This is a genomic window from Alteromonas sp. AWM4_230 (assembly GCF_056158305.1).
Map to the genome: position 1 here is coordinate 1,969,655 of NZ_JBSWTB010000001.1, position 21,767 is coordinate 1,991,421.

15 protein-coding genes and 8 tRNA genes are annotated in these 21,767 nt (G+C 43.8%); 17 read left to right on the plus strand and 6 right to left on the minus strand.

Features of this window, described 5'->3' with window-relative positions; translation table 11 throughout:
* Nucleotides 1–181 precede the first annotated feature (181 nt).
* Together ACXACS_RS08320 and ACXACS_RS08325 are read left to right on the plus strand one after the other, a co-directional pair.
* On the plus strand, nucleotides 182–1,804 hold the full coding sequence (locus tag ACXACS_RS08320) for a methyl-accepting chemotaxis protein (protein ID WP_474805729.1): 1,623 nt from the start codon (nucleotides 182–184) through the stop codon (nucleotides 1,802–1,804).
* A gap of 175 nt (nucleotides 1,805–1,979) precedes the next feature.
* Nucleotides 1,980–2,882: a histone deacetylase family protein gene (locus tag ACXACS_RS08325; protein WP_474805731.1), complete on the plus strand. Its 903-nt coding sequence runs from the start codon at nucleotides 1,980–1,982 to the stop codon at nucleotides 2,880–2,882.
* A gap of 81 nt (nucleotides 2,883–2,963) precedes the next feature.
* On the opposite strand, the gene ACXACS_RS08330 is transcribed toward ACXACS_RS08325, so the two are convergent.
* From ACXACS_RS08330 to folD, 6 genes are all read right to left on the minus strand, one after another.
* Nucleotides 2,964–3,980: a phospholipase A gene (locus ACXACS_RS08330; RefSeq protein WP_474805732.1), complete on the minus strand. Its 1,017-nt coding sequence runs from the start codon at nucleotides 3,978–3,980 to the stop codon at nucleotides 2,964–2,966.
* 35 nt (nucleotides 3,981–4,015) lie between these two features.
* Nucleotides 4,016–4,858 carry an MBL fold metallo-hydrolase gene (locus tag ACXACS_RS08335; RefSeq protein ID WP_474805734.1) on the minus strand — a complete coding sequence of 281 codons (843 nt, stop codon included), beginning with the start codon at nucleotides 4,856–4,858 and terminating at the stop codon, nucleotides 4,016–4,018.
* A 38-nt stretch (nucleotides 4,859–4,896) separates the two neighbouring features.
* Nucleotides 4,897–6,615 (minus strand): proline--tRNA ligase, encoded by a 1,719-nt coding sequence (locus tag ACXACS_RS08340; protein ID WP_474805736.1) that lies wholly within the window; start codon nucleotides 6,613–6,615, stop codon nucleotides 4,897–4,899.
* Nucleotides 6,616–6,808: 193 nt separating this feature from the next.
* Nucleotides 6,809–7,528: a tRNA (N6-threonylcarbamoyladenosine(37)-N6)-methyltransferase TrmO gene (gene tsaA, locus ACXACS_RS08345; RefSeq protein ID WP_474805738.1), complete on the minus strand. Its 720-nt coding sequence runs from the start codon at nucleotides 7,526–7,528 to the stop codon at nucleotides 6,809–6,811.
* Nucleotides 7,529–7,779: 251 nt separating this feature from the next.
* Entirely contained in the window at nucleotides 7,780–8,358 is a 579-nt protein-coding gene (locus ACXACS_RS08350; RefSeq protein ID WP_474805740.1) for a DUF1415 domain-containing protein, read from the minus strand.
* Between the two features lie 103 nt (nucleotides 8,359–8,461).
* Entirely contained in the window at nucleotides 8,462–9,316 is an 855-nt protein-coding gene (gene folD, locus ACXACS_RS08355) for a bifunctional methylenetetrahydrofolate dehydrogenase/methenyltetrahydrofolate cyclohydrolase FolD (protein ID WP_118493308.1), read from the minus strand.
* Nucleotides 9,317–9,673: 357 nt separating this feature from the next.
* On the opposite strand from folD, the gene ACXACS_RS08360 reads away from it, so the two are divergent.
* The 15 genes from ACXACS_RS08360 to dapE all read left to right on the plus strand — a co-directional run bounded on the left by ACXACS_RS08360 (nucleotide 9,674) and on the right by dapE (nucleotide 21,701).
* Nucleotides 9,674–9,750, plus strand: a tRNA-Pro gene (locus tag ACXACS_RS08360).
* A 24-nt stretch (nucleotides 9,751–9,774) separates the two neighbouring features.
* Nucleotides 9,775–9,851 (plus strand) — tRNA-Arg (locus ACXACS_RS08365).
* A gap of 87 nt (nucleotides 9,852–9,938) precedes the next feature.
* Nucleotides 9,939–10,014: transfer RNA gene (locus ACXACS_RS08370), tRNA-His, on the plus strand.
* Nucleotides 10,015–10,020: 6 nt separating this feature from the next.
* Nucleotides 10,021–10,105 (plus strand) — tRNA-Leu (locus ACXACS_RS08375).
* 42 nt (nucleotides 10,106–10,147) lie between these two features.
* Nucleotides 10,148–10,224 (plus strand) — tRNA-Pro (locus tag ACXACS_RS08380).
* Between the two features lie 165 nt (nucleotides 10,225–10,389).
* Nucleotides 10,390–10,465: transfer RNA gene (locus tag ACXACS_RS08385), tRNA-His, on the plus strand.
* Between the two features lie 7 nt (nucleotides 10,466–10,472).
* Nucleotides 10,473–10,557: transfer RNA gene (locus ACXACS_RS08390), tRNA-Leu, on the plus strand.
* 42 nt (nucleotides 10,558–10,599) lie between these two features.
* Nucleotides 10,600–10,676: transfer RNA gene (locus ACXACS_RS08395), tRNA-Pro, on the plus strand.
* A 357-nt stretch (nucleotides 10,677–11,033) separates the two neighbouring features.
* Nucleotides 11,034–12,338 (plus strand): trigger factor, encoded by a 1,305-nt coding sequence (gene tig / locus ACXACS_RS08400; RefSeq protein WP_474805742.1) that lies wholly within the window; start codon nucleotides 11,034–11,036, stop codon nucleotides 12,336–12,338.
* Between the two features lie 98 nt (nucleotides 12,339–12,436).
* Nucleotides 12,437–13,066: an ATP-dependent Clp endopeptidase proteolytic subunit ClpP gene (clpP, locus tag ACXACS_RS08405; RefSeq protein WP_118493312.1), complete on the plus strand. Its 630-nt coding sequence runs from the start codon at nucleotides 12,437–12,439 to the stop codon at nucleotides 13,064–13,066.
* A gap of 75 nt (nucleotides 13,067–13,141) precedes the next feature.
* Complete coding sequence (clpX, locus tag ACXACS_RS08410) at nucleotides 13,142–14,416, plus strand: ATP-dependent protease ATP-binding subunit ClpX (protein ID WP_269917387.1); 1,275 nt, start codon at nucleotides 13,142–13,144, stop codon at nucleotides 14,414–14,416.
* 342 nt (nucleotides 14,417–14,758) lie between these two features.
* The gene (gene lon / locus ACXACS_RS08415) at nucleotides 14,759–17,110 is read left to right on the plus strand and encodes an endopeptidase La (RefSeq protein WP_474805745.1); all 2,352 of its coding nucleotides are present in this window, start codon (nucleotides 14,759–14,761) and stop codon (nucleotides 17,108–17,110) included.
* Between the two features lie 321 nt (nucleotides 17,111–17,431).
* Nucleotides 17,432–17,704: a nucleoid-associated protein HU-beta gene (hupB, locus tag ACXACS_RS08420; protein WP_012518978.1), complete on the plus strand. Its 273-nt coding sequence runs from the start codon at nucleotides 17,432–17,434 to the stop codon at nucleotides 17,702–17,704.
* A gap of 312 nt (nucleotides 17,705–18,016) precedes the next feature.
* Nucleotides 18,017–19,909 (plus strand): SurA N-terminal domain-containing protein, encoded by a 1,893-nt coding sequence (locus ACXACS_RS08425; protein WP_474805748.1) that lies wholly within the window; start codon nucleotides 18,017–18,019, stop codon nucleotides 19,907–19,909.
* A gap of 616 nt (nucleotides 19,910–20,525) precedes the next feature.
* The gene (gene dapE / locus ACXACS_RS08430; RefSeq protein ID WP_474805750.1) at nucleotides 20,526–21,701 is read left to right on the plus strand and encodes a succinyl-diaminopimelate desuccinylase; all 1,176 of its coding nucleotides are present in this window, start codon (nucleotides 20,526–20,528) and stop codon (nucleotides 21,699–21,701) included.
* Nucleotides 21,702–21,767 lie beyond the last annotated feature (66 nt).

Consider the following 21,767-nt stretch of genomic DNA (forward strand, 5'->3'; position numbering starts at 1 on the left):
GGAAACTTATTAAGTCCACTTGCACAACGAAAGTTTATATATGTTGGTTTAGAATACAAACTTAAACGTATTTTATCCTATCTTAGGTTATAAAAATTTATATCTATCATGTAACCATACCGTCATAAAAATATCATCTAATGGCGGCGTCCTCCTTCAACATTATACTAAAGGTTAAGCCGTGTTCAATTACACAAGCATCAGTCGTTTGGTGATGACGCCCGTTCTCGCCAGTCTTTTCATTCTTGTATTACTCAATGGTGCTTCAATTCTAAAGTCATTTTCTTTGCTTAGCGCATTTGATGAGCTAGAGAATACGCTGGTTCAAGCTGAGCGAGACGTCAATACAACGCTTAGTACGTTCAAAACACAAGTTCAAGAATGGAAGAACGTCTTGCTGCGCGGACACAAAAAAGAAGATAGAGAAAAGTACTGGGAGCGATTTAAACAGCGTGAAGCTGATATTACTCGGCAGTTCGACCTAATGCTATCAAGTGATGTGGTAAGTGATAGCGTGAAGTCTGATATCAGACAATTTAAAAAAGCGCATGCCGTGATGGCCGAAAAATATCGAGAAGGCTACAACGCATTTGTTAACTCAGGTTTTGACCCTAAAGTTGGCGATAGCTTTGTGCGCGGTATTGATAGGGAGCCCGCTAAACTTTTATCAAGCATTGCATCAGAAATTGCTGCAGATTCTGCCCATGCAATAGCAGAGCTTAAAGCCAATACCCGCACTATGCTTTGGATCATATTATTGGCCGCTATTGCATTGTCTGTACTTTCAGTCGTGTATGTTGTTGCTCGCTTGCGCTCTCAAGTGATCAAACCAACAAAACAGGTTGCTGCGTGCATATCGAACTTGGCTAACAGCCGTTATGACTATGACTTAACATATTCAAGTGACCACGAACTAGGTATGTTGGCTGATTCCGCTCGCGCGTTGCAATACAAGCTGAAAGATTCTGTTGCACAGCTTCAACAGGCAGAGCGAGAAATGGAAAAGGCGTTTGGCACCCTTGGTAATGTTGGCCAATCTATCATGGAGGGCGCCAATGGACAGCGCGATGCATCGCGCTCGCTTGATAGCAGCACAGATAAACTCAAGGAGATTGTGCAAAACTTAGTGGCTATTACTGATCAAGTTGCTGTTGCTACGAATAATTCTGAAAAGAATGTGGCAAGCTGTTATGCCACGTTTGAAAGCGCGAATGCTGGTTTTAAGCAGCTAGCTAAAACGGTAACCGAATCTAGTAATATTGTTTCAGAACTGCAAAGCCGCAGTACCAATATTCTAAAAGTGGTGAACGTCATTAATGAAATTGCCGATCAAACCAATCTGTTAGCGTTAAATGCAGCAATTGAAGCGGCTAGGGCAGGAGAGCATGGCCGTGGTTTCGCGGTAGTAGCAGACGAAGTGCGTGCGCTTGCGGCTAAAACGCAGCAGTCGACTAAAGAAATCAACGATATTTTGAGCAGCTTTGAAGCTGAAGCTAAAGGTGCGGTTGCGGCTATGTCTTCTGGCAAGCAGCTATCTGATACTAACGCAGCAGAGGCTGCTACGGCACTTGAAACCCTCAATAATGTGGTGAGAGATATTCAAGAAACGGCCAGCGTAGTGGTAGCGCTTAACGAAGCGGCAGATGAGCAAGAAGCGGTGCTTCAGCAGGTTGAACTGATTATAAGCAATGTAGTGACGTCATCAGAAAAATATCATCAGCTTGCGCAGCGTGATGACATGTCTCGTTCAATGAAAAGTATGTCAGAAAACGTTGAAAAGGTGGTTAACAGTTTGACCCGTTAACTGGGCTTTGTCAGTATTAGTACTGGTCCACAAAGATAATAACCTACTCAGCGAGCAATTATCTATTCGGATTGGTATAACGCGAAACATGAATAAAGGAGTGCATAAACAAGTCGCGCTCCTTTTCTTTTTGCTGATACCGATTTCATGCTCCCATAAACTAGTACAGATAATAATGACACCACCACTCGTATTTCACCCTATTTATAGCCAATTAGATCTTCCCGAGCGACACCGCTTTCCCATCGAAAAATATGTGGGCATTCGAGATGAGCTATTAAGGCGCGGTGTCGATAAAGCGCGCTTTATTACCCCGTCACCTGTCGATTTATCCTTTCTTACGGCCTATTACGATTCGGACTATGTCAATGCGCTCACTACCGGCGCACTAGACAAAAAAGCTATGCGCCGTATAGGCTTTCCTTGGTCACAGCAGTTAATTGAACGTACCCGAACCGCCGTTGCAGGCACTTGTTTAACAGCAAACCTTGCGCTAGAGCATGGAAAAGCCTTGAATTTAACAGGTGGGTATCATCATGCATTTTCGGACTTTGGTTCTGGTTTTTGTCTGTTCAACGATTTGTATTTAGCGGCAAAAACTATGCAGCAAACCCCTTCTATTGAAAATGTACTCATTGTCGACCTAGACGTGCATCAAGGCGATGGTACAGCCAAACTTGCTGAGAATGACCGAGATATCTTCACCTTATCAATTCACGGTGAAAAAAACTTCCCGCACAGAAAGCAGCGTTCCGACATTGATATAGGGCTTGAAAAGGGCGCCGAAGACGATGAGTATCTTACTACGCTTGAACAAGCGCTAACCATGGTGTTGAGACAGTTTCAACCCGACGCCATCATCTATGACGCCGGCGTTGATGTGCACGTAAACGACGATCTAGGACACTTACATATATCTACTCAAGGTGTTTATGAAAGGGATAAGAAAGTCTTTGCGTTAGCTGAGCGTTTAGGCGTTCCAATCGCTGCGGTCATTGGTGGAGGGTATCAAAGGGATATTTCTGCGCTGGTGGATGCGCATATCCAGCTTTATCGTGCTGCGGGTGTAATTGATTAGCTGCGGCGAGTGGCAATTTTAAAAAGCGCGCTCAAACGGGATGTTTGCAGTGCGCGCTTTTTTTAAGCATGAGTATCTGTTTTACAAAAAGTGCAGCTGAAAACCGAGGCCAATGCGTTCCTGTGAACGGTTATAGTCGATGAGAGAGTCACCATAGCCGTTGAAGTACTGCAGCAGCAACTCATAGCGGTCCGAAATAGGGTAGGTGAAGTCTAGCTGAATGCTGCCTCTGTTTTCGTCAAAATCCAGGTTGTTTCTCAGCAGCGCAAGCACTTTGAAAGCCCCAATTTTTCTGCCGTAACCAAATTCCATTCTGCCGTAGTAGTCTTGAATATCTGGATTATCGTCCCCTGTCGGGTCAAGCGGGTCTGCTTTTTCATCTTCAGGAATACGATACCAAGTCTTAAAGTAGTAAATATCGTCGTTGTCACTGAATACTATTGATGCGAAAAGACGATTCCAGCTTCGAGAGCGAAGGCCGCTTTGTCCATTCGACATATGATTAAAACCGACTTGGAAGGTATTGAATTTGTAGCCAAGTACCGAATAATCAGCCGTTTCTTGCCAAAAGACTTCCGGTTCGTAATTGGTTTCGCGGAAGGGCTTCGATGCTTCATTGTTATAAAGCTGCCAGAAAGAGGTTAACGTAAAGCCAAAATACAGTCCGTCGAAGCCAGTATCTTCTAAGTACAGTGGTAGCTTGGCACTTACCTGAAACTTAGCCTCTTTATTGTCTATGTTTTCTTCCGTTAATTCTTCATCACCGAATGTATTAGGGTTAGAAACATAAGTGATAGGAAGTAAATAGTTTTGTCTGTGCTGGGTAATAGCAAAAACATTGTCTAGCGCTTCTTTATCACCTTCTAAGCGATTGTCGAGCGCACTCTCTGTAGTGGTATCACGTTTAATGATATCAATCACTTCAATTCCGCTCTCATCTTGCGATGTTTGACCGTTCTCGTCTTCAACAGTGTCAAGTTGTTCACTATTGTCGAGTTCTGAAGTTTGTTCGCTCATCACTTCTTGCGATTGTTGTGCGTACACAGGTGTACAAGCAGCAAACGCTGCCAAAAATACAAAAGGCTTAAACACAGACACCTTTAATTCTCCGTTGCAAGGGGTTGTTATTATGCTTAACTGAAGTCCAGCGTTTGGCCTTCTGAAGATGCAAATACGTGTAAAGTAGACTCTGCCACTGTGACATAGTCATTACAGTGGGTTACGACATCATCTATATCGTCATCAGTGCGTTCTGGATCATGACTATATAACGCTAATTGTTTTACATGACTGGCCATGGCCAGTTTTACTGCTTCCTCTGCAACCGAATGGCCCCAGCCATTTTTTGCCGGCATGTCAGATAGCATGTACTGTGCATCATGAATAAGAAGGTCTGCACCCTGTGCAAATTTAGCAAAATCAATGAAATCTGTTTCTTTTTTGTAAGGAGGGTAGAGCTCGTTATCGGTGATGTAAGCGATCTTAGCACCGTCAGCCTCAATGCAGTAGGCGCTTCCGCTGCCAGGATGATTCATGGCCAAGCGAGTAATAGTCGCACTTTCAATGGTAAATGTATTCTCTGTTGCGGGATACTCAATAAGGCTTATGGAAGACTTTAACGCGCTTTTCGGGACGGGGAATAATGACCCTTCCATTTGCCTTAAAATTTGATCTGGTTCGTTGAGCTGGGTAAGGCCTGGGTAAATGTTTATTTCGCGCGATTCTTGGTAAATGGGCGCAAAAAAGGGAAAACCTTGAATATGGTCCCAATGGTTGTGACTTAACAAAAGGTGAATTGGCGTTGTTTTCTTAATTAACCGATCGCCAAGCAAACGGATACCTGTGCCTGAGTCGAAGATGATATCAGTACCATCCTCGAGCTCAATGTGAACGCATGCGGTGTTGCCACCATAACGAACGTAAGCTGCCCCCGGAGTGGGTATTGACCCTCTTACGCCATAAAAAGTTAACCGCATACGCCCTCATCTACTTATCTAATGGGCAAGTTCAGGTTTTAGAGAGCGGCTACAAAATCTTTTGCTGCGCTGAGATCTAATAACTGTTTCTCGCCAGTACGTCTATTTTTATATTCAACCTGTTGATTATCCAGATTTCTTTCACCAATGACAATGCTGTGAGGTATGCCAATTAATTCCATGTCATTGAACATTACACCCGGGCGCTCTTTCCTGTCGTCAAACAGCACTTCTACGCCAAGGGCAACAAGCTCTTCGTAAAGCGCTTCTGCAGCTTCTTTAATGCGGTGAGACTTGTGCATATTCATAGGTATTAATGCAATTTTAAACGGTGCAATAGGATCTGGCCACTTTATGCCAAATTTATCGTGATTTTGCTCGATAGCTGCAGCAACAATACGTGATACACCAATACCGTAACAGCCCATAGTAAGCGTCTGGTGCTTACCTGATTCACTAAGCACACCGCAATTCATAGCTTCTGAATATTTGCTGCCAAGTTGGAAGATATGACCCACTTCGATACCGCGCTTAATATCAAGTGTGCCTTTACCGTCAGGAGCCGCATCGCCAGCGACGACATTGCGAATATCTACCCCAGAAATAGCATCAGACCAATTTACGTTGATGTTCATTTTGCCGCCAGCGCCAGCGCCTGTTGTAAAATCTGCTAGCGCTGCAGCACTCGCATCCACGTAAGCTGGGATTGGAAGGTTAGTTGCGTCTGCAAAATAGGGTACTACACCAAGCACTTCTTTCGCTTTGTCGAATGACGCTTCAACCAGCGGGGTAGCAACACCTTCAATTTTCTCTGCTTTAACATCATTTAGTTGGTGGTCAGCGCGTAGTACTAATGCAACCCAGTTGTCTGCTTGTACTTCTTCGTTTTTATCATTCTTAACATTCGCCGCTTTTACCACAACAACTTTCACGGCATTGGTTAAATCGGCATCAATACTCTTTAGTATTTTTTCGAAATCTTTGCCTTTGGCATCTTTAGTTTCTACCGCTGCACCGGTTGCTTGTGCTTTTTCTGGCGCCGCAGCGGCGGCCATTTCAACGTTAGCCGCGTAGTCGCTGCCTGATGAGAATGCAATGGCGTCTTCACCAGAGTCAGCTAGCACATGAAACTCATGAGAATGATTTCCACCGATTGAGCCTGAATCAGCAATTACTGCTCTGAAGTCAAGACCCATGCGCGAGAAGATGTTGCAGTAAGCGTTATACATTTTCTGGTAGGTTTCTTCCAGACAGCTTTCTTCTAAGTGAAAGCTATATGCATCTTTCATGGTAAATTCACGACCGCGCATAATGCCAAAACGAGGGCGAACTTCGTCGCGGAACTTAGTCTGGATTTGATACAGGTTCAGTGGAAGTTGCTTGTAGCTACTAATTTCATTGCGTACAAGGGCAGTAATCACTTCTTCGTGAGTTGGGCCTAATACAAAGTCGCGCTGATGGCGGTCTTTTACGCGAAGCAGTTCTGGGCCATATTCTTCCCAGCGTCCTGACTCTTCCCAAAGGTCAGCCGGCTGTACAACAGGCATTAGCACTTCAATAGCGCCTGCTTTGTTCATTTCTTCACGAACAATATTGGCTACTTTATTCAGTACACGAAGACCTGACGGCAGCCATGTGTAAAGACCTGAGGCAAGCTTTCTTATCATACCAGCTCTCAGCATAAGCTGGTGGCTGATAACCTCTGCATCAGCAGGTGTTTCTTTCTGCGTGGCAAGCAAATATTGACTAGTGCGCATGTAAAGCAGGTATCCTGTTTTCAATGTATTTATGACTGTTGGTATGCTGGCCTTTTGCAATAAGTTGTACGCATTATGCAATTTACGAAATTATTGCTAAATGCGTTAACAAAAGAGTGGCCATCACACGTTTGGCGGTATTCTAATTAACTGCGAGCCATTTCGCCACAGACTGTTGACACTAAAAGTGTAATTATCCTAAATGAACGAGCTCAGTAACCCAAACGACATTATTTTTCACTTTAAAACCTACATCAATATCGTACAGGGTAACGCGATAGGTTTTCTCGTCGTCATCCAGTTTTTGTTTATACGCTGGGCGTGGGTCTTGCGCCAGTACTGCTGTAACTAAAGCGGTAAAGTCGCTGTACTTTTTGTCTATTTCAGAAAGCGTTGGCTTGAGCGTATCTAAGAACGCTACGTGGCGTTGGGGAATGGGGCTGATTTCGTCAAGCTTATCGCTCGCGTTTGGAACACTATCTGCGTAACCGATGTAAGGTTTAATATCGACAAGTGGCGTACCGTCTACTAAATCCACGCCTTCTACAAGTAAATGCGTTTTGCCGTTATCGTGCACTAGCCCTTTATTTTTCACAACAGACATGCCAATGCTGTTCGGTCGATGAGTGCTGCGAGTCGCTAATACACCCATAGTGGCATTGCCGCCTAGCCGAGGCGCCTTTACTGTATTTTTCCAACCGCGCTCAATATTCTGATGAAAGATAAAAAGCAGCCACAGATGACTATAACTTTCTATCCCCTTTAGCATGTGAATATCGTTAAACTCTTCTTCAAACGCAATTACCCCATGAGCTTTTGCTAAGTTAGGTTGCCTCGGGATGGCAAACTTTTGTTTGAAAGGCGTAGCGATAGTTGCGATTGTCGATACAGTAAATGAAGTTGGGGGAGTCACGGGGCTGCTTTAACCTAATTGAAAATAATTTTTGCTGTCATATTACTCTCATACTTAACAGGTAATGTAACAGTGCAAGTGAAAACTTGAACCAAATACAGCATTTTTTCGGTTCACGAATGGGATGTTTATTTGGGTTCCCTGGATTAATCCAACATTATTGGGCCTGAACAGTTATTGCACTAGGACTTTTTCTAGCACCAGTTTACAAAACTTGTGTGCATAGCAGAGCAAATAAAAACACTTGTGTTTTACTGCGCAGGCTTATCTTTTTTCATTGTTTCCAATGCGTTCTTAAAATAAGGGCAGCCTAGTGCCTGCGCCTTATCAATGTTATGACTGAATATCTTTTCCGCATCCTCTTCTTTTTTCATATAGCGAGTAATGTCTGCTTCGCGAATTAAATGTAAAAGCGGGTAGGGGGAACGGTTCGTGTAGTTTTCAGCATCGTTAGAATCGCTACCGTCAAACACATAGTCAGGGTGAAAGCTCGCGAGTTGATAGGTACCGCTGTACCCCCAGTCATGCAGCATATTATCGCCAATAGCTAGCACATCAAGATACTCATCAAAATCATCAAGGGTTGGATGTGTCAGTGCAATAAGCGTGGTGGCGGTGCTTTCGTTCTCTTCCAAGTGGCGAAGTTCATCGTACAAAGATTGAATAACGTCCCCTGCATCCCCCGCTATTACTTTACAACGAATTTGATTTGGTGTTCTTACATAGCGCGCAAAGGGGCAGAAATTGTGCTTTATCACAATATCATCAACCCACTTAAGCGTTGCATCAATTACGTGTTGTTCGCACAACGGAGATATTGGTTCTGCCATAAAGAAGTTATTCAATTTAGTTCTGTATTTAAAGAGGGGGAGTATAAAGCAAAAAGGCAGAAATTTAATTTCTGCCTTTAAAATCTGAGTGAATCTTAGTGCTTTAGGAATGAAACTTAACGTATGCCTCAAGCGTGTTTTCTATCAAACTTGCAACTGTCATAGGGCCGACACCGCCAGGTACAGGGGTTATCCAGCCTGCACGCTCTTTGGCTTTTTCAAAATCGACGTCGCCAATTAACGAGCCATCATTAAGACGATTAATGCCTACATCAATTACAATCGCGCCGGGTTTAACCCAGTCGCCAGGTATAAAATTAGGTTTACCTACTGCTACGACAAGTAAGTCTGCACGCTGGACATGACTTTTAAGGTCTTGGGTGAACTTGTGGCAGGTAGTGACGGTGCAGCCTGCTAACAATAATTCAAGACTCATAGGGCGGCCTACAATGTTAGATGCGCCTACTATAACCGCGTCTAAGCCCTTAACAGGGCGTTTGGTAGACTCTATCATGGTCATGATGCCCTTAGGTGTACAAGGACGCAAAGCGGGAATACGTTGAGCAAGACGACCAATGTTATAGGGGTGGAAGCCATCGACATCTTTATGAGGGTGAATACGCTCTAATACTTTCTCTGCGTTGAGACCTGCAGGTAGTGGAAGTTGCACAAGAATACCGTCTATCTCTTTATCTTCGTTGAGCTCATCTACCAAGTTAAGCAAGGTTTCTTCCGTAGTGTCTGAAGGAAGGTCGAAAGAGCGAGAAACAAATCCTACTTCTTCACAGGCTTTACGCTTATTTGAAACATAAACTTGAGAAGCGGCATCACTGCCTACGAGGACAACGGCGAGACCTGGCTGTCTTTTGCCTGCTTGGGTGAGTGACTCAACATAGGAGGTTACGTGTTGGCGAACTTGCTTGGCAATTAATTTGCCGTCAATAAGATGAGCGGTCATAGTCTTGTACGATTCTTATATGGTTGGGTGGTCAACAAGTGCCCTATATTGTTTCATAAAACAGGGGGTATACTCTAGCAATTATTAGATAGTAGTTATTGATTGCCATCGAACATCAATAAGTTGAACAAATAACTTTTCTCGTAATATCAATACGACAAACTCGTTTACGGGTTGCTTAGCGTGGTTAAAAGTAGCGAAATAGAAGCGGAATTGTACAAAAAAACATGATAATGAGTGCTTTGTGAGCGGTTGGCGATTTTATTTAAAAAAGTGTTTGACGAGGTGGGGGGATGTCAGTAATATTCGCACCCCGTAACGGCACAGAGGCTTATGCGTCTTGGTCGATACGACAGTCGGTGAGTGGCGCAGCTTGGTAGCGCACTTGTTTTGGGTACAAGGGGTCGCAGGTTCAAATCCTGTCTCACCGACCACTTTTTGCAGCGAAGATTCGCCAAGCGCCCGTAGCTCAGCTGGATAGAGCAACGGCCTTCTAAGCCGTGGGTCGCAGGTTCGAATCCTGCCGGGCGCGCCATGCGAGTCAGGTAGGTCCTGATAGCAAGGCAGAATTTTTGTATCTATATTGCTAATATAAAGCTTGTAGATTGCAACACACCCTATGGTGGGCGTAGCTCAGTTGGTAGAGCCCCGGATTGTGATTCCGGTTGTCGTGGGTTCAAGTCCCATCGTCCACCCCACTTTTAGCGGAAGTGGTGGAATTGGTAGACACGCTGGATTTAGGTTCCAGTGCTTCACGGCGTGAGAGTTCAAGTCTCTCCTTCCGCACCATATTTTCAAGCTTTTTTAAAAGCTTACCTTAAGCATTCCTGTCGGTGAGTGGCGCAGCTTGGTAGCGCACTTGTTTTGGGTACAAGGGGTCGCAGGTTCAAATCCTGTCTCACCGACCATTTATGCTTATTTGACTTAGCAATAATTCATAGCTCAGCGAGTAAACCAAAGAGTGTTGAATTAAAGTCAAACCAGACTATCGAGCAGTAAAGTGAGATCCTGACAGTTCGATAGTTGTTTATGTGTTTATCAATTCACACGTAGACAAACACAGGATTACTATGGTGGGCGTAGCTCAGTTGGTAGAGCCCCGGATTGTGATTCCGGTTGTCGTGGGTTCAAGTCCCATCGTCCACCCCACTTTTTTGCGGAAGTGGTGGAATTGGTAGACACGCTGGATTTAGGTTCCAGTGCTTCACGGCGTGAGAGTTCAAGTCTCTCCTTCCGCACCATATTCTTGAGACTATCAAGAGTCTTTAAAGAGATATCTATATCGGTGAGTGGCGCAGCTTGGTAGCGCACTTGTTTTGGGTACAAGGGGTCGCAGGTTCAAATCCTGTCTCACCGACCATTATTTCTCATTTTTTCTTTTGTCCTCTTCAAATAGCGTCCCAAACCGCTAGTCAAAGTCGTTTTTCAATCTATTTTTCTTACTAGTTTCGCAATTTGCTTAAAATGCGTTCGATTGGTTGTTACAAACTTGTGTTTCCCTCTCGACTCTTGTGGTGTGCGGCTGTATACTACCGCGTCTTTTTTTAACCAGTACGTTTGTTTCAGGTTGGCTTTGTGGCACGATTTTGTGTCCTAACTTTGATTTTATAAACGTCGAATAACGACCTTCTACCCCGGAGTGATATGCAATTAATGCATGACGGGAGAGGGGATTGAGAACAAAACGCCTATAGAGGCGTATAGTTGAGGTAACATAATGCAAGTTTCAGTCGAGACGACCCAGGGTTTAGAACGCCGTCTTACTATCACCGTTCCATCTGACACGGTTGATTCAGCAGTTAAGTCACGCCTACAGCAGTTGGCAAAAACACAACGCATCAACGGCTTCCGTCCAGGTAAAGTTCCTGTAAGCGTAATCAAAAAGCGTTTCGGCCAGGCAGTTCGCCAAGAAGTTGCTGGCGATGTTATGCAGCAAAACTTCTACCAAGCAGTCATTCAAGAAAAGATTCAGCCTGCTGGTATGCCAAAGTTTGAACTGACTAAAGACGAAGACGGTCAGGACCTAGAATTTGTAGCATCTTTCGAAGTTTACCCAGAAGTAGAAGTGAAAGGTGTTAGCGATATCGAAATCGAAAAGCCAGTAGTAGAAATTACTGATGCAGATCTTGATAACATGATGGAAACGCTTCAAAAGCAGCACGCATCTTGGAAAGAAGTTAAGCGTAAAGCGAAGAAAGACGACAAAGTTATCATCGATTTCGTTGGCTCTATCGACGGTGAAGAGTTCGAAGGTGGAAAAGCAGAAGATTTCGCACTAGAACTTGGCAAAGACCGCATGATCCCAGGTTTCGAGAAGCCACTAGTTGGCGCGAAAGCGGGTGAAGAAGTAACTATCGAAGTTACTTTCCCAGAAGATTACCACGCTGAAAACCTAAAAGGTAAAGACGCAGTTTTCCAAGCTACAGTTAAGAAAGTAGAAGGTCTAGACCTTCCAAAAGTTGACGAAGAGTTTGCTAAGCTATTCGGTGTTGAAGAAGGCGGCGTTGACGCACTTAAAGCTGAAGTTCGTAAGAACATGCAGCGTGAGCTAGACCAAACGCTTAAAGCACAAGTTAAAGAAGACGTAATCTCTAAACTTGTTGAAGCTAACGAGATTGATATTCCTCAAGCGCTTATCGATCAAGAAGTAAACGCGCTACGTGAGCAAGCGAAGCAACGTTTCAGCCAACAAGGCGGTGGTCAGAACCTTCCAGACCTTCCTGCGGAACTGTTTACTGACAACGCTAAGCGTCGCGTATCTATTGGTCTACTTCTAGGTGAAGTAATCAAAGAAAACGAACTAAAAGCAGACGAAGCTAAAGTTAACGAGATGATCGAAACTGCAGCTTCTGCGTATGAAGATCCACAAGAAGTTGTTGACTACTACAACAACAATCAAGAGCTTATGCAGCAAATGCAAAACGTTGCGCTAGAAGAACAAGCGATTGAGTGGGTTCTTGAGCAAGCAAAAGTTACTGAAGTAACTAAAGCTTTTGACGAGGTTATGAACAAACAGGCGTAATTTTTTACTGTCTGATTGACAATACTTGTCAGCAACTGCTTAAATGCTCGGAGCCTTCCGAGCATTTTTGTTTTTAACGCTAGATAATCAAGGTAGCTATGACTAATACCCCGTTTGACCCAATGAATGCACTTGTTCCTATGGTTGTTGAGCAAACCTCAAAAGGTGAGCGCTCATACGACATTTATTCTCGTCTTTTAAAAGAAAACGTAATTTTCTTAGTAGGACAAGTTGAAGATCACATGGCCAACCTCATCGTTGCTCAAATGTTGTTCTTAGAAGCTGAAAACCCAGAGAAAGATATTTTCCTATACATTAACTCGCCGGGCGGGTCAGTGACTGCTGGTATGGCAATCTATGACACAATGAGATTTATCAAGCCAGACGTGAGCACAGTGTGTATGGGCCAAGCTGCGAGCATGGGCGCATTTCTACTCTCTGCAGGAGCAAAAGGTAAGCGTTATTGTCTACCTAACTCTCGCGTTATGATTCACCAACCTCTTGGTGGTTTCCAAGGTCAGGCATCTGATTTTGAAATACATGCGAAAGAAATTCTGTCTATTAAAGAGAAGTTGAATCGCCTAATGGCAGACCATACTGGTCAAGACTATGAAAAAGTCGCGCGCGACACAGACCGTGATAACTTTTTAAGCGCAACCGAGGCAAAAGATTACGGCCTGGTTGACCAAGTTTTAGCAAATCGATCTGACGTAGCCGGAACTAAGTAGTATAGTTATAGATGACCCGGGCCAGTGCATAGCACGAATTTGGTTTTCGGCTCGGGTAAGGCAGAGGCAAAAGTAATGAGTGATAAGCAAAGCGGTGACGGTGATAACAAGCTACTGTACTGTTCGTTTTGTGGCAAAAGCCAACACGAAGTAAGAAAGTTAATAGCAGGCCCGTCGGTATTTATTTGCGACGAGTGTGTTGAGTTATGTAACGATATCATTCGCGAAGAAATTAAGGAAATCGCGCCTAAGCAAAAGCAGGACGCTTTACCTAAACCAACTGAAATTCATGCTCATCTTGACGATTATGTTATCGGCCAAGAACATGCGAAGAAGGTACTATCAGTAGCGGTTTATAACCACTACAAGCGTTTGCGCAATGGCGATGTTCACGAAGGCGTTGAATTAGGCAAAAGTAACATTCTGTTAATTGGCCCTACCGGTAGTGGTAAAACACTATTAGCAGAAACGCTTGCACGTTTACTTGACGTGCCGTTCACAATGGCTGACGCAACCACGCTGACGGAAGCGGGCTATGTGGGTGAAGATGTTGAGAATATCATTCAAAAACTACTTCAGAAGTGTGATTACGACGTAGAGAAAGCACAGCGCGGTATTGTTTACATTGACGAAATCGACAAGATCTCTCGTAAGTCTGACAATCCATCAATTACCCGTGACGTATCGGGTGAAGGTGTTCAGCAAGCGCTTCTTAAGTTGATTGAAGGTACGGTTGCGTCGGTTCCTCCGCAAGGTGGACGTAAGCACCCTCAGCAAGAGTTTTTGCAAGTTGATACTTCAAAAATACTGTTTATCTGTGGTGGTGCGTTTGCGGGCCTCGATAAAGTTATCGAGCAGCGTGCGCAGAAAGACACAGGTATTGGATTTGGTGCTACGGTTAAGTCTAAAGACAACAGTAAGCAAATTAGCGAACTGTTCAAACAGGTTGAACCTGAAGACTTAGTGAAATACGGGTTAATTCCAGAATTCATCGGTCGTCTTCCTGTGGTTACCAGCCTTGAAGAGTTGAACGAAGAGGCGCTAATTCAAATTTTACGTGAACCTAAGAATGCAATCACCAAACAGTATGGTGCATTGTTCTCTATGGAAGACGTTGAACTTGAGTTCCGTGACGATGCACTTAACGCTATTGCTAAAAAGGCAATGGAACGCAAAACCGGCGCTCGCGGCCTTCGCTCAATTGTTGAAGCGGTTTTGCTTGATACCATGTACGATCTTCCTTCAATGGAAGACGTAAGCAAAGTGGTTATCGATGAAACGGTAATTCGTGGTGAATCGAAACCTATTTTGATTTACGACAGTAATGAGAAAAAGGCCGCATCTGAATAGATGTTAGCTTGATTCAAAAAAGGTCCTGCGGGACCTTTTTTTGTTTCTAAAGGTTGATAATTGGTCGTAAGTAACCTCTTGATAACTGACAGCAACTGATGAAGTAATATTGAAGGTGGTTGATATTTAAGCGAATACAAGCAGTAAAGCTATCCTTTCTACTAGAATTTTTAGTTTTGTGTTGCCATTCGGTGCAAAATCGATAATGGTTATATTAAGGTCGACTGGCCCTAGAGCAGGGAAGGTAAGGTTAAGGAATTAACACACTTTAATAAGTTTCGATTGAACTTTGCTCTTGCATCCCCATATAAAAATGACATTTCAAACTAATTGAGAACAAGTATGACAGTTGAGCGTGAAAATCGCATTGAAATTCCTGTGCTTGCCTTGCGGGACGTGGTTGTTTACCCGCATATGGTCATACCCCTATTTGTTGGGCGTGAGAAATCAATCCGTTGCCTTGAAGCGGCAATGGATAATGACAAACAAATTTTTCTAGTAGCACAAAAAGACGCGGGCGTTGATGAGCCTGAAGCAGACGATATTTACACTGTAGGTACCATTGCTACTATCCTACAGCTTTTAAAGCTTCCTGACGGTACTGTAAAGGTACTTGTAGAGGGTAGCGTACGTGGTGCAATCGAAAGCTATAAACAATCAGAGCCTTTCTTTGTCGCTAACGTTGATAAGTTAGAAGATGAAGGCATTGATGAGAGTGAGCAAGAAGTCTTGATTCGCTCTGCAGTCTCACAGTTTGAAGGCTATGTGAAACTGAATAAGAAAATCCCGCCAGAAGTACTGACTTCACTTAATGGGATTGAAGATGCGGCGCGTCTAGCAGATACCATGGCTGCGCACATGCCTCTAAAGCTTACTGAAAAGCAAAAAGTGCTAGAAATGCAGGGTGTTAATGAGCGCCTTGAGTATTTGATGGCACTGATGGAAGGCGAAATTGATTTGCTGCAGGTGGAAAAGAAAATTCGCACCCGCGTTAAAAAGCAAATGGAAAAAAGCCAGCGCGAATATTATTTGAATGAGCAAATGAAAGCCATTCAAAAAGAATTGGGTGAGTTAGACGATGCGCCCGATGAGTTCGAGGCACTATCTAAAAAGATTGCCGACGCGAAAATGCCGAAAGAGGCAGAAGATAAGGCGAAAGCTGAACTTCAAAAGTTAAAAATGATGTCACCGATGTCAGCAGAAGCTACTGTTCTTCGAAGCTACATTGATTGGCTTACTAGTGTTCCTTGGAATAAGCGCTCGCCGGTGAAGAAAGATCTTTCACGGGCTGAAGATGTGCTTAACGAAGACCATTACGGCCTAGAAAAGGTAAAAGAACGTATTCTTGAATACCTAGCGGTTCAGCAGCGTGTTAAAAAGCTTAAAGGCCCAATTCTATGTCTTGTGGGGCCTCCAGGTGTAGGTAAAACCTCGCTTGGCCAGTCTGTCGCTAAAGCGACGGGACGTAAATATGTCCGTATGGCCTTGGGCGGCGTGCGAGACGAGGCCGAGATACGTGGTCACCGTCGTACCTACATAGGCTCACTGCCGGGTAAACTCGTTCAAAAAATGGCGAAAGTCGGGGTTAAAAACCCACTATTCTTGCTTGATGAAATCGATAAGATGTCATCAGACATGCGAGGAGATCCAGCGTCAGCCTTGCTAGAGGTACTTGACCCTGAGCAGAACAACAGCTTTAGCGACCATTATTTAGAAGTTGATTACGATCTATCTGACGTTATGTTCGTCGCAACCTCTAACAGCATGAATATCCCTGGTCCGTTGCTTGACCGTATGGAAGTAATTCGACTGTCTGGTTATACCGAAGACGAAAAGCTTAACATTGCGAAGAACCATTTAATTGGTAAGCAAATGGAGCGCAACGGCCTTAAAGCGAAAGAGCTTGAGATTACAGATTCTGCTGTTATAGGCATGATTCGTTACTACACGCGTGAAGCGGGTGTTAGAAGCTTAGAGCGCGAAGTGTCTAAGGTATGTCGTAAAGCGGTTAAAGATATCTTACTTACGAAAAGCAAAGATAAGGTGGTTGTTACTCAAGATAATCTTAAAGACTATCTTGGTGTTCAGCGCTTTGACTACGGCAAAGCCGACAAAGACAACCAAATCGGTCAAGTTACCGGTTTAGCTTGGACGCAAGTTGGGGGCGACCTACTGACCATTGAAACCACATCGGTTCCAGGTAAAGGAAAAATGACTTCTACAGGCTCTTTGGGCGATGTCATGCAGGAGTCAATTAAGGCGGCGATGACAGTGGTAAGAAGTCGCGCTGAAAAGCTTCGCATTAATGATGACTTTTATGAGAAGCGTGATATTCATGTGCACGTTCCTGAAGGTGCAACACCAAAAGATGGCCCAAGCGCAGGTATTGCAATGTGTACCGCTTTAGTATCTTCACTAACAGGTAACCCTGTGAAGTGTGATGTTGCCATGACGGGGGAAATTACTCTTCGCGGTGAAGTACTTGCTATTGGTGGTCTAAAAGAAAAGTTACTTGCAGCACACCGTGGTGGCATCAAAACCGTGGTTATTCCAAAGGACAACGAGCGTGATCTGGAAGAAATTCCAGACAATGTGAAGAAAGATTTATCAATTCACCCGGTTAAATGGATTGATGATGTTCTTGATATTGCGCTTCAGGAGCCTGTTGAAAGTTTCGAAGTGGTTAAAAAGTAACTTACACGTATAGCTGCATACCTTTAATTTTAAAGGCGTGCAGCCTTGTTTTTGCTATAAAAATGCAATAATTGACTAAATTATGCGCATTAGACGAAAGAAAAGCTTATTTTTTTGAAAATAGGGCTTTCATGTCGCAAAAGTTGTGTTACCTTTAAGTGGTATTCGCTTGAAGCCTTGCCACAAAAGGGATTGCAGCGATTCATTTAAAAAGTTAATTATTTGTGACTGAAGCTTGATGTTAACGATCAAGCTTGCTATAACGTTCAAGCAAAATCGTTTTGGACAAACAGTATAATAACAATCGAAGGGGATCTAATTGTGAACAAGTCTCAACTTATCGACCAAATCGCTGCTGGTGCAGACATTTCTAAAGCAGCAGCTGGCCGCGCTCTTGACGCATTCACTGACTCAGTAACTGCGGCGCTAAAAGACGGCGACCAAGTTGCACTAGTAGGCTTTGGTACTTTCTCAGTTCGCGAACGTTCAGCTCGCAGTGGTCGTAACCCACAAACTGGTGAGACTATTCAGATTTCAGCAGCGAAAGTTCCATCTTTCAAAGCTGGTAAAGCACTGAAAGACGCTTGTAACTAAGCAAAAAAATTATAGAAAAAGGCGATGGCTAGTCCATCGCCTTTTTTATTTCTAAAGCAAAGAATTCAATATTGGGGTCAGAGTAACGACTCTGACCCCAATATTTTAAGAGTAAGAATTTCCCCTTTAGGCATGCCGATTTTCATACATGTCAGAGAAACGCCTTAACTTGACGAAAGACATTACAAATAGTTTGTTTTGGCGTTTATATTCGGCGGCATTGGGTTATAATCATCGCTTATTTTACCTTGAGCTCGCCCGCAAGTGATGGGTTAGGGTAATTGTAGTAAGCAACGGAGTTGAAGAACAATCATGCTAGAAAGAATCAGAGAAGGTTCTCAAGGCCCTTGGGCGATGGCGATTATTGCGCTTATCGTTTTAAGTTTCGTATTCGCAGGTGTAGGTAGCTACCTAACATCATCAGGCACTACAGCAGTAGCAACTGTAAACGGCGAAGAAATTTCGGCACAAGAACTAGAACGTGCATACCAAAACCAGCGTGCACAAATGGAGTCACAGTACGGCGAAAGCATCGCGCAGCTTTTCTCTAGCGAAGAATATCTCGCAGATTTTAGAAAAAATGTACTGGACAGACTTATTGCTGAAAAACTGATTCAGCAACAAGCTACCGATATGGGCTTGCGCGTAAGCGATGAACAAATTCGTGAAACGATAGTGCAAATGCCTGAATTTCAGTTTGGTGGTCAGTTTGATAACGAGCGTTTCCAAGCTATTCTCCGTCAAAATGGTTTTCAAGTTGCAGACTTCCGCGACTACCTAAGAACGCAGATGACTCAGAATCAATTGGCTGCAGCGTTAACGAATTCTTCATTTTCTCTAGACGGTGAAGTGCAGCAGGCTAATGCCCTTCAACGTCAAACTCGTGATGCGAAATACGTATTAGTGAGCTCTGACGAATTTGCCAGTTCTATCGAAGTAACAGATGCTGATGTTGAAGCGTTCTACAACAACAATATTGCCTCTTTCGATACTGAAGAGCAGGTGAAACTGGCTTATGTAAAACTAAGTGTTGAAGATCTAAAAGGTCGCGTTTCTGTAGATGAAGAAGCAGTACGTACCTATTACGACAATAACCTAGGAAGCTATGGTACTGAAGAGGAACGCCGAGTTTCACACATCCTTATCGAAGCAGGTGACGACCAAGACGCTGCGAAAGCAAAAGCAGAGTCATTGAAAACTGAGCTTGATAACGGTGCCGACTTTGCAGTGCTTGCTGAAGAAAACTCTGACGACACATTCTCAGCTGAGAACGGCGGTGACCTAGATTTCATTACACCTGAAATGATGGACCCAGCGTTCGATGAAGCTGCGTTTGCTTTAGAAAACGTCGGTGATGTATCTGACGTTGTTGAGACCGAGTTTGGCTTTCACATCATTAAGCTAACAGATTTAAAAGAAGCGCAAGTAAAATCATTCGATGAAGTGGCCAGTGAAATTCGCGATACCCTTCTTTACGATGCGGCGATGGAAAAGTACTTTGAGCTTCAAAATACCCTAGCTGAGATTGCGTTTGAGGTGCCAGATACACTTGAAGACGCAGCTAATGCTGTAGATCTACCTATACAAGAGTCTGTGCTGTTCAGCCGAAATACGGCGCCTGCGGAACTAAGCTTCCCCGGTTTGCTGGATGTTGCTTTCTCATCAGAGCTAGTTGAAGAAGGTCTTAACAGCGACATCATTGAACTTGATGACGAAACAGTTGTTGTTGCACGTGTTATTGAGCATCAACCACAACGTACTCAGTCACTAGATGAAGTTCGCGAGGGAATTGAAGCATCAGTAAAAGCGGAAAAAGCGAAAGAAGCAGCAGAAGCTTGGGCCTTCGACATTGCACAGAAAGTACGTGCAGAGGAAAGTGTTGAAAGCGAACTAGCAGAAAAATCTGTAGCTTGGGAAACGGCAGCAGCAGTGCCAAGAGCAGGCGGTACACTAGCACGCGCATTGGTTGATACGCTTTTCTCACTGGGCCTTGAAGGTGAAGATAAGGTTGACGTGGCAACAACAGTTAACGGCGATGTTGCAGTTGTTATGCTAGAAGGCGTGAATGCTGCACCTGAACTTGAAAACGAGCTAGGAGAAAGCCTGAAACAACGTCTTGCTCAAGTACAAGGTCAACGTGTTTATCAGCAGTACATCGATGCGCTTCGCGCAAATGCTGACGTGACTATTTCAGAGTCATTGTAAGCAACTTCAGCCACTCGATGGTAGGGTGGTAACAATTAGAAATAGTGAAAAGCCAGCTTTTTAATCAAAGCTGGCTTTTTTGATCGCTTAACTTATTTTGCTAAGTGGTTATTTAATTGGTGCTGCACAGCATAATCAATGCTGCGGTAAATTTACTTGCTAATCTCACAGGCTGCATAGGGTTAGTGCGAAGAGATAGACTTTATGGCAAAAAAGAGCTAATGCGTTAAAAACAGCAAGAGTGTATAAAACGCAGCAATAACTCCGGATAGCACGAATATGTAAAGAAACCCCTGCTTGCCTTGTTCAAGAGTATATTTATTGGCTTGCAAATAACCAAACCAAAGTAATGACAAGATAAGGGGTATTAAAACAATTATTTTTAACACAGTACTGCCTTCTTATAAGTTGTGGCCTATTTATAACAATGTGTGGAGCTATAGACAAATATTAGGGAGGCCGGTCGAAACTTCCATACGCCTACAGTATTCTTATTTGCGGCCATTCACGCCGAAAAAGCCTTGGCTATGTTGTCATGACTTTGTCGCAAATCTGTTATTAGTGTGTCACTTTAAATTTGTGTAATAGACCCATGTTTCTAAATTGGGGTACATGAATGTCAATTCAGCCTTTACCTTCTTTAGCGCCGGCGCGCAGTATTCACTTTGCCGAAGTTTTAATGGCTAGAGAGTCTATCACTCCAATAGATGCGGGTTGTCAAAGCTACCTAATCTATAAGCTTGAAAAGCTCGGTTTTTCATGTGAAAAGCATAAGATTAATGGGGTCAAGAACCTCATCGCCAGATGGGGGCAAGGGCCTGTTCACTTAGCATTTAGCGGCCATACAGATGTCGTGCCTCCTGGCCCTCTCGATAAGTGGAAATCTCCCCCTTTCAGCCCGGTTATAAGTAAAAATAAACTTTACGGACGCGGTGCTGCCGACATGAAAACGGGCATTGCAGCTATGCTAGCGGCGACAGAGCGAACTATTACCTCTTTAGAACCTGATAAAATGTCTTTCTGGTGGCTAATCACCAGTGATGAAGAGGGGGAGGCGGAGTGGGGCTCTAAATGGATAGCTGAATATTTAGCATCTAAAAATGTACAGCTTGATATGTGCTTAGTAGGCGAACCTTCGGCATCTTCTAAAACTGGCGATACGATAAAGATTGGTCGCAGGGGCTCACTTTCAGGCACTATCCATATTGCAGGAAAGCAAGGCCATGTGGCATACCCAAAGACAGCAGTGAATGCTATTCACAAAGCGAGTAGAGTGGTTAATGCACTAACTCAATATCCTTTTGATACAGGAAGCGATGACTTTCCTGGCACCACGCTTCAAGTAACACATATGGATACAGGAAGCTTCACCGATAACATAGTGCCTAGTGCTGTTCGTATAGAGTTTAACGTAAGATACTCGTGGCAGTTTGATCAAGAGCGCTTATCTGCTTTGCTACGCAATATCATCAATACCGTTGATGTAGAAGCCGAAGTCAGCTTTTCAAGGCCCTGTGAAGCATACTTAAGCAAGCCTAATAGTAATGCAGAGTGTTGCCTAATAGCTTGCGTTGAGAAAGCCATTAAAGCCGCCACAGGTCGTTATCCTGTAGTTAGTACGTCCGGCGGCACGTCAGATGGGCGCTTCTTCTCAAGTGAGCACACACAGGTTGTCGAAGTCGGTGTGCCCAACACCACTATCCATCAGGTAAACGAACACATTCACTTATCGGATTTACTTACACTTGAAGATATCTATACGGATATTCTTAAAAATATTGGCGGTCGATAATTACATTTGATATTTCTAGTAAAAATGAAAAGGGAGCGTCAATTAGGCGCTCCCTTTTTAGCTTTT

Excerpts from the sequence above, each read along its gene's own strand:
- ACXACS_RS08425 (WP_474805748.1), top strand. The coding sequence starts at position 18,017 with ATGCTAGAAAGAATCAGAGAAGGTTCTCAAGGCCCTTGGGCGATGGCG.
- ACXACS_RS08340 (WP_474805736.1), bottom strand. The coding sequence starts at position 6,615 with ATGCGCACTAGTCAATATTTGCTTGCCACGCAGAAAGAAACACCTGCT.
- folD (WP_118493308.1), bottom strand. The coding sequence starts at position 9,316 with ATGACCGCTCATCTTATTGACGGCAAATTAATTGCCAAGCAAGTTCGC.
- tig (WP_474805742.1), top strand. The coding sequence starts at position 11,034 with ATGCAAGTTTCAGTCGAGACGACCCAGGGTTTAGAACGCCGTCTTACT.
- clpP (WP_118493312.1), top strand. The coding sequence starts at position 12,437 with ATGACTAATACCCCGTTTGACCCAATGAATGCACTTGTTCCTATGGTT.
- ACXACS_RS08335 (WP_474805734.1), bottom strand. The coding sequence starts at position 4,858 with ATGCGGTTAACTTTTTATGGCGTAAGAGGGTCAATACCCACTCCGGGG.
- ACXACS_RS08350 (WP_474805740.1), bottom strand. The coding sequence starts at position 8,358 with ATGGCAGAACCAATATCTCCGTTGTGCGAACAACACGTAATTGATGCA.
- ACXACS_RS08325 (WP_474805731.1), top strand. The coding sequence starts at position 1,980 with ATGACACCACCACTCGTATTTCACCCTATTTATAGCCAATTAGATCTT.
- clpX (WP_269917387.1), top strand. The coding sequence starts at position 13,142 with ATGAGTGATAAGCAAAGCGGTGACGGTGATAACAAGCTACTGTACTGT.
- lon (WP_474805745.1), top strand. The coding sequence starts at position 14,759 with ATGACAGTTGAGCGTGAAAATCGCATTGAAATTCCTGTGCTTGCCTTG.
- dapE (WP_474805750.1), top strand. The coding sequence starts at position 20,526 with ATGTCAATTCAGCCTTTACCTTCTTTAGCGCCGGCGCGCAGTATTCAC.